The sequence below is a fragment of the Streptomyces verrucosisporus genome, assembly GCF_017114865.1.
GTDB lineage: Bacteria > Actinomycetota > Actinomycetes > Streptomycetales > Streptomycetaceae > Streptomyces > Streptomyces fenghuangensis.
On record NZ_JADEYH010000004.1, the window covers coordinates 160,984 to 175,568 of the forward strand.

Sequence of the window (14,585 nt, forward strand, 5' to 3'; positions counted from 1 at the left end):
GCTCCGACGGAGAGAGGAACAGTGGCCCTCACCGCATCTTCGCGTCAAGTCAGCCCCACCGCGTCCGGTCCCGGCCCGGACATCCGCAGCCCACTCATCACGGACTGGCGCAACCTGCCGGCCGACCAGCAGCCGGCATGGCCCGATCCCGCCCTGGCGGAGAACGTCCAGGACCAGCTTGCCCTCCAGCCCCCTCTGACCGCGCCCGCCGATGTCCGCCGGCTCGGATCAGCCCTCGCCCACGCCGGAGCGGGGCGGGCCTTCCTGCTCCAGGCGGGAGACTGCGCCGAGCCCACGGGGGCGGCCGGGCTCGCAGCGGTCCGCGGCAAGCACCGGATCATCGGTCGGATGGCCGAGACCATCAGCGCCCGCGCCGATCTGCCCACCCTCACCGTGGGGCGCATCGCCGGACAGCACGCCAAACCGCGATCCATGCCGCGGGAGACCGTCGGCGGCCGTGTCCTGCCGGTCTACCGCGGAGACATGGTCAACGAAGCCGCGCCGCACCCCGACGCCCGGACCCCCGACCCGCACCGGATGCTGACCGCCTACCGCACCGCACGCGCGGTCATCAACGAACTCCACCTCATCGCGCACGAGACGGTGTCCGGGCTCCTTCCCCACACCTGGGAGGAAGCCGCACCGCACGCCGTCCCCACCCGCCCGTACGACGGCACGCTCCGCTCGGTGATCAGGGACTACGGCCGCACCGTCAAGGTGGACGGCTCCTGGCGCCGGACGGGCCTGTGGACCAGCCACGAGGCGCTGGTGCTGGACTACGAGCAGACGCTGGTGCGGCGCGACCCGCACACCGGAGAGCACTATCTGCTCTCCACCCATCTGCCCTGGATCGGCGACCGCACCCGGCGCCTGGACGGAGCACATGTCGCCTTCCTGGCGCAGACAGCCAACCCGGTGGCCTGCAAGGTGGGCCCGGGCATCACTCCCGAGGAACTCACCGGGCTCTGCGGACGGCTGGACCCACACCGCAGGCCCGGTCGGCTCACCCTCATCACCCGCTTCGGCGCCGGCCTGATCCGGGAGCGCCTGCCGGTGCTCTCCCGTGCCGTACGCGCCGCCGGTCACGACGTGCTGTGGGTCTGCGATCCCATGCACGGCAACACCTTCACGGCCTCGAGCGGCCTGAAGACCCGGCGGATGAGCGACATCCTCGCCGAGATCACCGCTTTCTTCGAGGTGATGGCCGACGCCGGGCAGTGGCCGGGCGGCGTCCACCTGGAGATCGCCGGCGACCACGTCACCGAGTGCCTGGGAACCGGAGGCCCCACCACGGAGGAAAGCCTCGCCCGCGCCTACCGGACCCTGTGCGACCCCCGCCTGAACGACAGCCAGGCACTGCTGACCGCCCAGAAGGTCGCCGAACTCATCGCCCGGGGGTGACCCGCCCCCACTCGCTCCATTGCCGGCCGAGTCCCATAACTCTTCAGAAAGCCGTGTAATGAGAACTCTTCTGATCGACAACTACGACTCGTACACCTACAACCTCTACCAGCTCATCGCGGAGGTGAACGGCGTCGAACCGACCGTCGTCACCAACGACTCGCCCGACGCCGCCGACATCGACCCCTCCGCCTTCGACTGCGTCACGATATCCCCCGGGCCCGGCCACCCCGGCCGCTCCCGCGACTTCGGGATCTCCGCCCGCATCCTGAGGACTGCCGACGTCCCCGTCCTCGGGGTCTGTCTGGGGCACCAGGGCATCGGCCAGGCCGAGGGCGCCCGGATCGTGCCCGCTCCCGAACCCCGGCACGGCTTCCTCACCAGTGTCAAACACGACGGCCAGGGCATCTTCGAGGGGTTACCGCAGGACTTCACAGCGGTGCGCTACCACTCCCTCCACGTCGCCGAGCCACTGCCTGACACCCTTGTCGCCACAGCGTGGGCGGAGGACGGCGTCATCATGGGGCTGCGCCACCGCGAACGGCCCGTCTGGGGGGTGCAGTTCCACCCCGAGTCCGTCTGCACCGAGCACGGCCGCCTGATGATGGCCAACCTGCGCGACTTCGCCCTCGCGCACCGCAGGACCCGGCAGAGGCCGACGGTCACCGTCTCCGCCGCCCCGGCAGCCAGGACCGAGCCCGCCGCCGAGCCCGCCGCCGAGTTCCCCGTCACCCCCGGTGAGCCCGCCGCCGGCCTCCGCGTCCACCTGCGCACCCTGGAGACGGCCGTCGACACCGAGACCGTCTTCACCCATCTGTACGCCCGGTCGTCGGCCCCCGCCTTCTGGCTGGACAGCGCGCACGTCGAACCGGGCCGATCCCGTTTCTCCTTCCTCGGCGACGCCGCGGGTCCCCTGGCCGAGGTCGTCCGGTACCGGGCCGGGGGCGGCGGGGTGGAGGTCACACGTACCGGAGAGGCGCCCGTGCGCGTCCCGGGCACGGTCTTCGACTACCTCCAAAGGCAGCTGCACCGCCGCCGCACCGACCTCACCGACGTGCCGTTCGACTTCACGGGGGGCTACGTCGGCTACTTCGGTTACGAGCTCAAGGGCGATCTCGGCGCGGTGAACAAGCACGCCTCGCCCGTCCCCGACGCCGTCTGGGTCTTCGCCGACCGGGTCGTCGTCGTGGACCACCAGGAGGACATCACCTACCTGCTGGCCCTCAGCGACGGCGGTCCCGCCGCCGAGACGGAGGCCCGGCGCTGGATGGAGGCCACCGCCGCCCGGCTCCTGTCACTGTCCCCGCCCGAGCCGCCCGCCGAGACGAGCGGCACCTCCGCCGAGCCCTGGCTGACCCACGACCGCCAGGAGTACCGGGCGCGGATCGCGGAGATCGACCGGAAACTGCGGTCCGGGGAGAGCTACGAGGTGTGCCTGACCACTTCGGCCTGGCTGCCGGCCGACGGCGACGGCTACGGCTACTACCGGATGCTGCGGCGCGTCAACCCCGCACCCTACGGGGCGTACCTCCGCCTGGGCGACGACGTGGAGATCGCCAGTTCCTCACCCGAGCGGTTCCTCACCATCGACCGCTCCGGTGTGGTGGAGACCAAGCCCATCAAGGGCACGGTCCCTCGCGGCGCCGACCCGGCGGAGGACGAGAGGCTGCGCGCCTCGCTGGCCTCCAGCCCCAAGACCCGCGCGGAGAACCTGATGATCGTCGATCTTCTCCGCAACGACCTGGGGCGGGTGTGCGAGGTCGGCAGCGTCCACGTACCACGGCTGATGGCCACCGAGACCTACGCCACGGTCCACCAGCTGGTGTCCACCATACGCGGCAAGCTGCGCCCGGGCACCGACGCCATCGACGCCGTCCGGGCCTGCTTCCCCGGCGGTTCGATGACCGGCGCCCCCAAACTGCGCACGATGGAGATCATCGACGAGCTGGAGACCGAGGCCCGCGGTGTGTACTCCGGGTCGATCGGCCTGCTCTCCACCAACGGAACGGCGGACCTCAACATCGTCATCCGGACCGCCGTCAGGATCGGCGACCGGTGGCGGATCGGCGCCGGCGGTGCGATCGTCCTCGACTCCGACGCGGACGACGAGTTCGACGAGATGGTTCTCAAGGCGTCCGCCCCGCTGCGGGCCTACCGCGCCCAGGAAACCGCCACCGTGTGACCGCCCGGCCCGGGTGGTCACTCCTCCCAGGGGCGAGTTCCGGCCCGCCCCTACGGCCCGTGAACCGACAGGAGCGCAAGTCCACATGAACATGGCCGAAGCCCTAGCGGCCACAGCCGCCGCAAGAGGATGGGCGGACCGGCCCGCCTACCACGAGCAGGACCGGACCGTCACCCACGGGCGGGTCCACGATCTCGCCGCCCGCGCCGCGTCCGTGCTGGCCGAGCACGGCGTCGCCACCGGCCGCCGGGTCGTGGTCGCCCTGCCCGACACCGTCGCCTGGGTCGTCTGCTTCCTCGCGGCCGCCCGGCTCGGCGCCACCGCCGTGCTGCTCAATCCGAACCTGACCGAGGACAACCACCGCTACCTCACCGAGGACAGCCGGGCCACCCTGGCCGTGTCCGACGAGGCGATCGCCGGGCACTTCCCCGACATCGCCCACCTCACGGGCGAACGGCTGCTGGAACTGGCGGAGCGGCAGGCCCCCGCCGCCGCAGCGCAGGTGGGCGCCGACCACCCGCTCTACATCCAGTACACCTCCGGAACCACCGGACGTCCCAAGGGGGTGATCCACCGCCAGGGGGACCTGGAGACCTACTACACCGGGGCAGGCGCCCAGGTCCTCGGTGTCGGCCCCGACGACATCTGCCTGTCGGTGTCCAAGCTGTTCTTCGCATACGGCCTGGGCAACTCGCTGGCGTTCCCCCTGTACTCCGGGTGCTCCGCCGTCCTGTCGCCCGGCCCGCCGCGTCCGGGGCGGATCGCCGAGCTCGTGGCGCGCCACCGGGTCACGTACCTGTACGCGGTGCCGTCCGCGTACGCCAACCTGCTGGCCGAGACGGGCCCGGAGGACTTCCGCAGCGTCCGGGCCGCCGTCACCGCCGGCGAACGGCTGAGTGCCGATCTCGGCGAACGGGCCACCGCCTTCCTCGGAGCTCCGCTGTTCGACCAGCTCGGCTCCACCGAAGCGGGGCACGCCATCGCCACCAACGGCGTCTCCTTCCACGTCCCGGGCACCATCGGGCGCCCGGTGCCGGGCTTCGCCGCAGAGGTCCGCGCCTCATCCGGCCGCGTCCTGCCCGACGGTGAACCCGGTGAGCTGTGGGTGCGCGGTCCGACGGTCACGCCCGGGTACCTCGGACTGCCCGAGGAGACCGCCAGGATCCTCGTCGACGGCTGGCTGAACACGCGCGACCGCGCCGTACGCAACCCCGACGGCACGCTGGTGCACCTCGGCCGCACCGACGACCTGGAGATGGTCGGCGGCATCACCGTCTCCCCCGTCGAGATCGAGCGGGTCATCGCCCGCCACCCGGCCGTCCGCGACATCGTGGTGGCCGCCGTCGGCGACGAGCGAGGCGCCACCAAACTGCGCGCCTTCGCCGTCCCCGGGCAGGCCGTCACGGACCCGGACCTCCTGGAGAAGGAGATCCTCGCCCTGGCCCGCAACCATCTGGCCCCCTACAAAGTGCCGCGCAGCGTGAAGTTCGTCCCGGCACTGCCACGTACCGACACCGGCAAGCTCCGGCGCTTCCTCGTGCGCCAGGGTTCCTGGTGACGGCCGACCTCCGATCCGCCGCGCAGAAAGCAGCCGATACATGATCCTGCCCGCCCGCCTTCCGGACCTGGCTTTCTACCTCGGTCAGATGTGGCAGAAGGCGGCCGAGAAGCATCCGGCCGTCCCCGTCACCCTCGACGCTCCGCTCGCCACCCTCCCGGACCTCGGCACCGCCTTCACCTACGCCACCCTGGCCGACGCGGTGGACGACCTCGCTGCCCGGCTGTGGGAGCTGGGGGTCCGTCCCTCCGAACGCGTCGCCGTGCACAAGAGCGACAACTTCGACATCGCCCTGCTGGCCTGTGCGGTGGCCAGGGCCGGCGCGGTCCCGGTCATGCTCTCGGCCGCACTCCCCGGCGACATCGTGGAACAACTGCTGCGCCGCCTCGACCAGCCCTGGCTGATCACCGACGCCGAGAAGCTGACCGGCCCGCTGGACGGCGTCCCGGTGAGGGACCTGACCCGACGCACCGTCCTGGCCGGGACCAGCCCCCACCAGGACCTTCCCCTGATCAGCGAGCTGGACGGGGTGGCCCGGCGCCCCTCCGTCCAGCTGCACCCCTCCCAGCCGGCCCTGATCACCCACACCTCGGGCACCACCGGCGTCTCCAAGCTGATGGTCCACACCGCGCAGGCGCTCTTCCACCGTCTGCTGCCACAGCAGGTGATCGCCTGGCCGATACGGAAGAAGGAGACGGTCGCGTTGTGCATGTCCTTCGTGCACTCGCGTTTCTTCCACTCCCTGGGAGTCTTCCTCAACTACGGAAACCCGCTGGTCATCCTCGCCGACCCGGATCCGGAGAAGATCGCGCCGGTCTTCGTGCGGCACCGCCCCGGCCTGGTCGAGACCCACCCGAACAACTTCATCCAGTGGGAGGACCTCGTCGGCGCCCCCGGCGCGCCGCTGTCCAGCGTCCGGTACTACAGCAGCACCTTCGACGCCATCCACCCGCGCACCATCCAGCGGCTGCTGGCCGCTTCCAGGCGCCCCCGGCCGCTCCTGGTCCAGCTCTACGGCCAGAGCGAGACCGGTCCGATCTCGGGGGCCTGGTACACCAAGAAGACCGCCGCGCGGAACGACGGCCGCGATGTCGGCTACGTACTGCCGGGATTCATCAGACTGCGCGTGGTCGACGAGAGCGGCAGGCCCGTCCCCAGAGGCAAGTCCGGCCATCTCGAACTGCGCGGCCGCGGCCGCATCATGACCTACCTCGGCGAGCACGAGCGCTTCCTGAACAACTTCAATGACGGCTGGTGGCGGCTGGGGGACATGGGCTACCTCGGCAAGTTCCGCAAACTGCACCTGATCGACCGGGAGATCGACCAGATCGGTGACATCGACAGCAATCTGGAGCTGGAGGACGTCCTGATGTCCCGCCTGGACGAGCTGCTGGAAGTGATCATCGTGGCGGGGGCCGACGGTGAACCGGTCCCGGTCGTGTGCACCCGGGGTGACGCGCCGCTCGACCCCGAGCGCTGGGCCAAGGCCACCGCGGACCTGCCTGCTCTGGCCGAGCCGGTGCAGTGGCCCTTCGACGAGGTGCCGCGCACCTCCACCTGGAAGGTCCGCCGGGTCGAGATCACCCGCATGTTCCACGAGAAGCACGAAAAGAACGCGTCCGACGCCGGATCCGCCGACTGAGCGCGGTGCCCGGACCAGACCCAGGACGAGACCGAGGAAGAGAAGCCATGCCCCACACCCCCTCCGAACGAGGACCTTACCCGGTGCTGGTCGTCGGCGCGGGACCGGTCGGACTCACCGCGGCACTGGCCCTGCGCAGCCATGACCTGCCCGTGACCGTCGTGGAGGCCGAACCCGAGGACCGGGTCCGACCCGGCAGCCGCGCCCTGTTCGTGCACCGCGAGTCACTCGAGCTGCTCGGCCGCATCAGCCCCGGACTGGACCGCACTCTGATCCGCAACGGCGTGACCTGGCCCACCCGGCGCACCGTCTACCGCTCCAGGGAGGTCTTCGCCCGCACCTATCCGCAGGGACCGCGGGACGGAGGCAGGACCCCTCCCTTCACCAGCCTCCGGCAGGTCGAGACCGAGCGGCACCTGATGGCAGCCTGCCGTGACGCCGGTGTCGTCTTCCGGTGGGACTCGCCGGTCGCCGCGGTGGAGACCGGCCAGGACGGGGCCCGGGTGGTCACGGCGGACGGCACCGCGTGGCGTGCCCAGTACGTCATCGGCGCCGACGGGGCGCGCTCCGAGGTGCGACGCTCCCAGGGCATCACCATGTCGGGCGACCGCTCCGAGGCCTTCCACGTCGTCGTCGACATCGAGGAGGACCCGGACGATCCGCTCCCCCTGGAGCGGGTGTTCACCTACGAACACCCCGCTCTCGGCGGGCGCAGCGTCATGCGGGTCCCGTTCGCCGGCGGCTTCCAGCTGGACCTGCAGTGCAAGGACGGCGACCGTCCGGAGGACTGGGCCGACGACGCCGCGGCCCGGACCTGGGTGGCCAAGGTGGTCGGTGAGCGGTACGCCGACCGGCTGCTGTGGGTGTCCCGCTACCACTTCCTGCACGTCGTCGCCGACACCTTCACCGACTCCGAGCATCGCGTCCTGCTGGTGGGGGAAGCCTCGCATCTCTTCCCGCCGTTCGGCGCGCGGGGCATGAACAGCGGGATCGCCGACTCCGTCGCCGCCGCCGAGGCCATCGCCCGCTCCCTCGCCGAGCCCGCCGAACGGGCCCGGTTCGTCGGAGCCTTCGCCCACTCGCGCAGGGCGGCCGCCCTGTTCAACAGCGAGGCCGCCCGCACCGCCCTGGCCCATCTGCGGCCCCGCCGCCGCGTCACCCGGTTGCGGCAGGCCACCGGGGCCGTGCTCTCCACGGTCGTGCCGTCCTGCGGGGAGTGGCTCGAGCGGGCTCCCTACGGCCCGCGCACCGGGGCTCCGACCAACACACGGGGGCGGTACTGACCGATGCACACCGCAGAAGACGAACGTTTCCTCGGCTGGGACGACGGTCGCGGCCTTGCGCCCGGGCCCGTTCCGGCGGCTACGGACGAACTGCTCGCGGCCGACTCCTGGCTGGTCGAGGACGGGCGTGTGCGAGGTCTGGGGCGACACGCCGCCAGATTCTCCCAGGCGTGCGAGCAGGCGGCACCGGACCTCGACGGTGTGGAGCGCTTCTGGCGGCACGCCGTCGCCGAACTGCCCCGCACCGGAACATGGTTCCCTCGCGTGGAACTGCGCCCCGATCACACCCTGGGGCTGCGGCTGCGCCCCGCTCCACCACGGCTGCCGGCCATCCGCGCCACGCTCTGGGAGCGGCCCGACCCACGGGTAGTACCGGGCCGCAAAGGACCGGACCTGCAACGGCTGGCCCGGCTGAAGGCACAAGCCGTGGCGGCCGGTGCCGACGACGCCCTGCTGACCGCCCCGGACGGCCGGCTCACCGAGTCGACCACCGCGAGCCTCCTGTGGTGGGAGGAGGACGTCCTGTGCACGCCCGACGCACCGGGGAGCCTCCTGCCCGGTGTCACGGCCTCGCTGATCACCGACCAGGCCCGCAGGCACGGCGTAACGGTGCAGCGGCGCCGGGTGACCCCGGCGGACCTGGACGGGCGCGAGACCTGGCTCGTCAACGCCCTCCACGGAATCAGACCGGTGACGGCATGGGTCAGGACCGGCCTGCGGCCCGGCCCGGCCGCACGGGCCGGGCACTGGCGGCACGTGCTGGACTCGCTCGCGCTCCCGCTGCCGAGTCCGGAGCGACGCTCCCTGCCCGCCGGCTGACCCGCCCGCACCTGTCCGCCTCCCGCTTCCCGCTTCCCTTCCCTGTCCCGTTTCCCTCGTCCTTTATGGAGGATCGTCCATGGTAAAGCGCCGTACGCTACTCGGTGCCGCCGGTCTCGCCGCCGCGGGCGGCGTACTCGCCCCGGCGGGCGGCGCCGCCGCCCGCCCCCGCCGCACCCGGTGGGACCGGCTGGAAGCCAGACTCCGCGGTGACCTGGTGCTCCCGGGCGACGACGGGTACGACAGGGCCCGGCAACTGGCCAGTTCCCGCTTCGACGGCATCCGTCCCCAGGCGGTCGTCTACGCCGAGACCCCCCGGGACGTCGCCGTCTCACTGCTGTTCGCCCAGCACCACGGCATACACACCGCCGTGCGCAGCGGCGGCCACAGTTACGGCGGCTGGTCCACCACCGAGGGCCTGGTCGTCAACCTCACACGCATGCGCCACGTCGCTCCCGCTCCCGGCTGCGTCCGCCTCGGCCCCGGTTCGCAGTCGGTGGACATCGTGACGGCGCTGAGCCCGTACGGCATGTCCGTACCCGGGGGGTTCTGCCCCACCGTCAGCCCTGGCGGTTTCATCACCGGCGGTGGCACCGGCTGGCACTACCGCAAGTACGGCCCGGCTTCCGACCAACTCCTCTCCGCCCGGGTGGTCCTCGCCGACGGGCGCGTGGTCGAGGCGTCCGAACGTGAGCATTCCGACCTGTTCTGGGCGCTGCGGGGAGGCGGTGGCGGCAACTTCGGAGTGGTCACCGACTTCAGGATGCGCCCCACCCCGGTCACCAGGGTCGTCCACTACGCGCTGACGTGGACCTGGGACGACGCCGGACAGGCCGTTCCGGGCTATCTGGACTGGGTCGACTCCGCCTCCGAGGACCTGGCGTGCGGGGCGCTGGTGCGGCTGCCCGACGCCGGCCCCGGCACACTGCCGGTGGTCATCGTCAGCGGTGTGCATTTCGGCACCGCGGAGCAACTCGACGAAGAACTCGGTGAACTGGTCTCCCTGGTCGGGAAGGCACCGGCCACGCGGATGACACAGGAGATGCCCTACGAGAGGGCGATGATGAGGGTGTTCGGCTGCGAGGACAGAACCGCTGACGCCTGCCACCTGACCGGCAGCAACCCCGAGGCCACCCTGCCCCGGCAGGCCTACGTCCTCAACCGGGGCCGCATGTTCGACCGTGCCCTGCCCCGGACCGGCGTCGACAGTATGCTCGCCGCCTTCGACGCCGACCGCCGGGCCGGGCAGAGCCGCGTCGTCAGCCTGCTGGGCCTGGGGAAGAACGCCAACCTGCCCTCGGTCGGCAGTACGGCCTGGCCACACCGCGACACCCTCTACAGCGCCACCCTCACGGTCAGCCTCGCCTCGCCGACTCCGGCTCCCGAGGACAGCCAGGCGGCGCAGAGCTGGCTGGACGGCCTGTTCGACGTCATCGACCCCTACTCGAACGGCCACTCCTACGTGAACTTCCCCGACACCCGGCTGGAGGACTACGCCGACGCCTACTACGGCCCCAACCTCGACCGGCTGATCCGGGTCAAGCGCGCCTACGACCCGTACGGCTTCTTCACCTTCCCCCAGGCCGTTCCGGCCTGAGGAGGACATCGGCGGCGAGCGGTCCCGTACTTCCCCCCGCATCGGCCGGAGGCGGCAGGGCTCGTCCGCCGCCGTGCCGCACGGCCTGCCGGAGCGCCGGCGGGCGGCCCGGGGACACCGCCTCGCCGCCCGGCGCCGCACACCGCCTGACACCACTCCCCCCTGTGCACCGCTCCCGGCCGTCCTCCCGACCGCCGGGAGCGGATCTGTGTTAGGTTGGACCACGTTGCAGTTTTGGTACCCATGAACTTTGTGCGCGCCTGACGGTTTGTGACCTTCGGGCGCCTTTGTTTTTCCGGCTCTTCCGGCGGGGTCTCATTGCGGCGACACGGAGATCCGCACAGTGCGGATCTCCTGCTCTGCCCCTATCTGGAGGAGAAAAAGTATGGCTACTGGCACCGTGAAGTGGTTCAACGCGGAAAAGGGTTTCGGTTTCATCCAGCAGGACGGCGGCGGCGCCGACGTCTTCGCGCACTACTCGAACATCGCCACCCAGGGCTTCCGCGAGCTCCACGAGGGCCAGAAGGTCACCTTCGATGTCACCCAGGGCCAGAAGGGCCCGCAGGCGGAGAACATCCTCCCCGCCTGATCCCGCCGCGTTCGGCGAACGCGACGCGCAGCACCACGAAAAGCCGGGGCCCGCACCACAGGGTGCGGGCCCCGGCTCGTGCCGCTTTCCGGCCCGCGGCCGCACCGCCACTGCGCCGCCCCGCCGTACGCCTCGCCGGCCCGTCCGGCGGGCTCTCTCCGCGCAGCAGCGCGATCCGCTCTTTCACCGGCTCGTTCCCGCGACTCTCCGCCCGCTCACGCGCTGCGGAGCCTCCCCGGCACGCGCCGCCCCGAGGAAGGCCACACCCCGCGTGAACCAGAATTCCGGAACCCGTTCCACCCGCTCCCCCCGTCCCGCCCGCCGCCGCCCCTCCCGCTCCCAGGCCCCCGCGCGGATCCCCTCGCAGAAGACGGCCCCCGGCCGCGGGAGCGCCCCGCGTCGGGAGGAGCCCATGGCGCCGGCCGGCACCCCCGGTCTGCCCCCGGCCGCCTCGTTCGGCGAGCTGGACATGCCCGCCCCGCTGCTGGAGGCCCTGGGCCGCGAGGGCGTCACCGCCCCGTTCCCGATCCAGGCGGCCACCCTGCCCGACTCGCTCGGCGGACGTGACGTCCTGGGCCGCGGCCAGACCGGCTCGGGCAAAACCCTCGCCTTCGGACTGGCCCTGCTCGCCCGCACCGCCGGACAGCGCGCCGAGCCGCGCCGCCCGCTGGCCCTGGTGCTCGTACCCACCCGGGAACTGGCCCAGCAGGTCACCGAGGCCCTCGCCCCGTACGCGAAGGCCGTACGGCTGCGGACGGCCACGGTCGTGGGCGGTCTGTCCATCGGCCGCCAGGCCGCGGCTCTCAGGAACGGCGCCGAGGTGGTCGTCGCCACCCCCGGCCGGCTGAGGGACCTGGTCGAGCGCGGCGACTGCCGGCTGGACCAGGTGCGCACCACCGTGCTGGACGAGGCCGACCAGATGGCCGACATGGGCTTCCTCCCGCAGGTCACCGCCCTGCTGGACCAGGTGCGCCCGGACGGTCAGCGAATGCTGTTCTCCGCCACCCTGGACCGCGACGTGGACCGGCTGGTGCGGCGCTTCCTGTCCGACCCGGTGGTCCACTCCGTGGACCCCCCGGCCGGTGCCGTCACCACGATGGAGCACCACATCCTGCGGGTGAGCACCGACGACAAGAACGCCGTCGCCACGCGCATCGCCGCCCGCGACGGGCGCGTGATCATGTTCGTGCACACCAAGCGCGCCGTGGACCGACTGGTCAGAAGGCTGCTGGCCAGCGGCGTGCGGGCCGGCGCGCTGCACGGAGGCAAGTCCCAGAACCAGCGCAACCGCACGCTGGAGCAGTTCAAGGACGGGCAGGCCACGGTCCTGGTGGCCACCAACGTCGCCGCCCGCGGCATCCACGTCGACAACCTCGACCTGGTCGTCAACGTCGACCCGCCCGCCGACCACAAGGACTACCTGCACCGCGGCGGCCGTACCGCGCGGGCGGGCGAGTCCGGCAGCGTCGTGACCCTGGTCACCCCCGACCAGCGCCGCGAGGTCGACCGGATGGTGGCCGCCGCCGGTGTGTCGCCCCGGGTCACCCCGGTGCGCTCCACCGGTGAGGAACTCGTCCGGATCACCGGGGCGAAGGAGCCCTCCGGCGTCCCCGTGGTCCTCGCCGCGCCGCCCGCCGAGCGGCCCCAGCGGGCCCGGGGCGGCGGTTCCTCCGGCAGGAGCGGCGCGTCCGGCCGGGGAGGCTCCTCCGGCCGGGGCAGTGCGTCCGGCCGGGGCGGTGCGTCCGGCGCCTCCCGCGGGCGCCGTGGGCGCCCGGCACGGGGGCGGCGTACTCCGGGTGCGGCGAGCAGCGCCTCCTCCTGAAGCGCTCCCGGACTCCGGGGCACCCGGTCGGCCGTACGGGCGGGGCCGCAGTGCATGCCGTGTGGGCCGCCGGGGTACCCCGGCGGCCCACACGGCGCCCGGCCCGCAGAGCCGGTGGAGCCCGTACACCCCCGTACAGGAGGATCCGATGGCGAAGATCAGCGACCCGATCGAGCTGCAGAAGGCCCTGGGCGGCGTGGACTATCCCGCCGACCGCGAGTCCCTGGTGAGGAACGCCAAGGACAAGGGCGCCGAGAAGGAGGTCGTCGAGGAGCTCTCCTCGCTGAAGAAGGACCGTTTCGACGGGCCGGACGACGTCAGCAAGGCCGTCTTCGGCAAGGGCTGAGCCTCCGCCCGTACGACGCCCCCCGGGGCGTGTGCGGGCCGTTCGCGGGGCGGCCCGGCGGCGGACAGCGCTATTTGTCAGACAGGGCCTAGGCCCGCCCGCCCTCGCCCTTCTCGCCGGTGAGGTCCTCGCGGTCCACACCGGCCTCGTTCATGGCGTCCTCGAGCTGCCGCCCGACGTTCCCGCGGTCCTTGTTGGCCTCCTCGGCCCGGCGGGCGGACTCCTGGCCCTGCTCGTCGAAGACGACCTGGTCGGTCTTCTCGGTCTTCGGCCGGTTCTCCTCGGGGGTGGTCATGACGGCCTCCTCGGCTCCGTGGCGTACGCGGTCGTCCGCGACCGCCGTCGATCTCCTGTGCAGGAGGACGCCGTACCCGTTCAGGAGCGCCGCATGCGCCTCCGCGTCCTCGTCCGCCGTCTCCGCGCGGCTCGCGCCCGCCGGTGCCCGCGGCGGTTCAGGCGGGGACCGTGCGGTCGCCGTGCTTGAAGACCTGGCGGTCGTGCCACTTCACGAAGACGGGGTCGACCGGCGGCAGTCCGGGGCGGGGCCCGGCCAGCGGGGCGCCGTCGAGCGCCCCGACGGCGCGGCCCTCCGGGCCGCCGGCGGTGTAGCGGGGGGAGACGCGGATGCGCAGGTCCAAGGTGAGGCCGAGCGCCCCCAGGTCGAACAGCGCGTGGTGCAGGGTGCACAGCGCCAGCCCGTTGGACGACTCGTCCGGGCCGGGCCGCGCCGGGGAACGCGTGGACGGGCCCGGCCGCTCGTCAGTCCTTTTCGGTGGAGGAGCCGCCGCGGGAGGTCCACGGGACGGTCGGCTGGAGGACGGCCTCGGTCAGCGCGCGGGTGCGCAGGACGGTGACCTCCTGGTACTCGGGGTCGGCGACCATGCGGCAGAACGCCTCCCGGCTGGGGTAGCGGACGAGCAGCACCGCGTCCCAGGCCTGCCCGTCCTCGGCGACCAGAGCCGTGGCGCCGTCGCCGGCGTAGAGCACCTCGGCGCCGTAGCGCTCCAGGAAGCGGTCCGCCAGGTGCCGCGCGTACTCCTCGTACGAGGCCCGGCCGTCCGGGGCGAAGCGCAGCAGGTTGAGCATGACGACCGGGCCGCCGGGGTCCTCGGCCAGCATGCGCTTGAGGTCGGCTCCCGTGGGGTCGATGGCCATGGGGGTCTCCTTGCCGCCGTGTCGGCGTGTCGGTGTGCCGGTGTGCCGGTGTGCCGGTGCACTGCCGGCGGGGTCGGCAGGAGCTTAGACGTCCCGCCGCTCGTTGCATACCGTCTGGTCGGTCCGCATCGGGCAGTGCGGTTCACCGGTACGGGCGAGCCTGTACCGGACGCCGGGGGGTAGGCCCCTGT

12 protein-coding genes and 1 pseudogene are annotated in these 14,585 nt (G+C 72.3%); 10 read left to right on the plus strand and 3 right to left on the minus strand.

Features of this window, described 5'->3' with window-relative positions; translation table 11 throughout:
• Positions 1–21 precede the first annotated feature (21 nt).
• From IQ279_RS07955 to IQ279_RS08000, 10 genes are all read left to right on the plus strand, one after another.
• Positions 22–1,401, plus strand: a complete 1,380-nt coding sequence (locus IQ279_RS07955) for a 3-deoxy-7-phosphoheptulonate synthase class II (protein WP_206347630.1) — start codon at positions 22–24, stop codon at positions 1,399–1,401.
• A 58-nt stretch (positions 1,402–1,459) separates the two neighbouring features.
• Positions 1,460–3,583 carry an aminodeoxychorismate synthase component I gene (pabB, locus tag IQ279_RS07960; RefSeq protein ID WP_206347631.1) on the plus strand — a complete coding sequence of 708 codons (2,124 nt, stop codon included), beginning with the start codon at positions 1,460–1,462 and terminating at the stop codon, positions 3,581–3,583.
• Positions 3,584–3,668: 85 nt separating this feature from the next.
• A complete protein-coding gene (locus IQ279_RS07965; RefSeq protein ID WP_206347632.1) occupies positions 3,669–5,141 on the plus strand; it encodes an AMP-binding protein in 1,473 nt (490 codons plus the stop codon).
• A gap of 40 nt (positions 5,142–5,181) precedes the next feature.
• On the plus strand, positions 5,182–6,783 hold the full coding sequence (locus IQ279_RS07970; RefSeq protein WP_206347633.1) for a class I adenylate-forming enzyme family protein: 1,602 nt from the start codon (positions 5,182–5,184) through the stop codon (positions 6,781–6,783).
• A gap of 47 nt (positions 6,784–6,830) precedes the next feature.
• Positions 6,831–8,066, plus strand: coding sequence for an FAD-dependent monooxygenase (locus IQ279_RS07975; RefSeq protein ID WP_206347634.1), 1,236 nt, complete (start codon positions 6,831–6,833; stop codon positions 8,064–8,066).
• Between the two features lie 3 nt (positions 8,067–8,069).
• The gene (locus tag IQ279_RS07980; protein WP_206347635.1) at positions 8,070–8,885 is read left to right on the plus strand and encodes an aminotransferase class IV; all 816 of its coding nucleotides are present in this window, start codon (positions 8,070–8,072) and stop codon (positions 8,883–8,885) included.
• 79 nt (positions 8,886–8,964) lie between these two features.
• On the plus strand, positions 8,965–10,482 hold the full coding sequence (locus tag IQ279_RS07985; protein WP_206347636.1) for an FAD-binding oxidoreductase: 1,518 nt from the start codon (positions 8,965–8,967) through the stop codon (positions 10,480–10,482).
• 385 nt (positions 10,483–10,867) lie between these two features.
• Positions 10,868–11,071 (plus strand): cold-shock protein, encoded by a 204-nt coding sequence (locus tag IQ279_RS07990; protein WP_093656524.1) that lies wholly within the window; start codon positions 10,868–10,870, stop codon positions 11,069–11,071.
• Between the two features lie 271 nt (positions 11,072–11,342).
• Positions 11,343–12,893 carry a DEAD/DEAH box helicase gene (locus IQ279_RS07995; protein WP_372445095.1) on the plus strand — a complete coding sequence of 517 codons (1,551 nt, stop codon included), beginning with the start codon at positions 11,343–11,345 and terminating at the stop codon, positions 12,891–12,893.
• A gap of 148 nt (positions 12,894–13,041) precedes the next feature.
• Positions 13,042–13,239 carry a DUF2795 domain-containing protein gene (locus IQ279_RS08000; RefSeq protein WP_206347638.1) on the plus strand — a complete coding sequence of 66 codons (198 nt, stop codon included), beginning with the start codon at positions 13,042–13,044 and terminating at the stop codon, positions 13,237–13,239.
• Between the two features lie 88 nt (positions 13,240–13,327).
• On the opposite strand, the gene IQ279_RS08005 is transcribed toward IQ279_RS08000, so the two are convergent.
• The 3 genes and pseudogenes from IQ279_RS08005 to IQ279_RS08015 form a co-directional block, all read right to left on the minus strand.
• Positions 13,328–13,534: a hypothetical protein gene (locus tag IQ279_RS08005; RefSeq protein ID WP_206347639.1), complete on the minus strand. Its 207-nt coding sequence runs from the start codon at positions 13,532–13,534 to the stop codon at positions 13,328–13,330.
• Between the two features lie 157 nt (positions 13,535–13,691).
• A pseudogene (locus tag IQ279_RS08010) lies at positions 13,692–13,970 on the minus strand (HNH endonuclease); the annotation flags it as partial.
• Positions 13,971–13,998: 28 nt separating this feature from the next.
• Complete coding sequence (locus IQ279_RS08015) at positions 13,999–14,394, minus strand: DUF1330 domain-containing protein (RefSeq protein ID WP_206347641.1); 396 nt, start codon at positions 14,392–14,394, stop codon at positions 13,999–14,001.
• Positions 14,395–14,585: the final 191 nt, after the last annotated feature.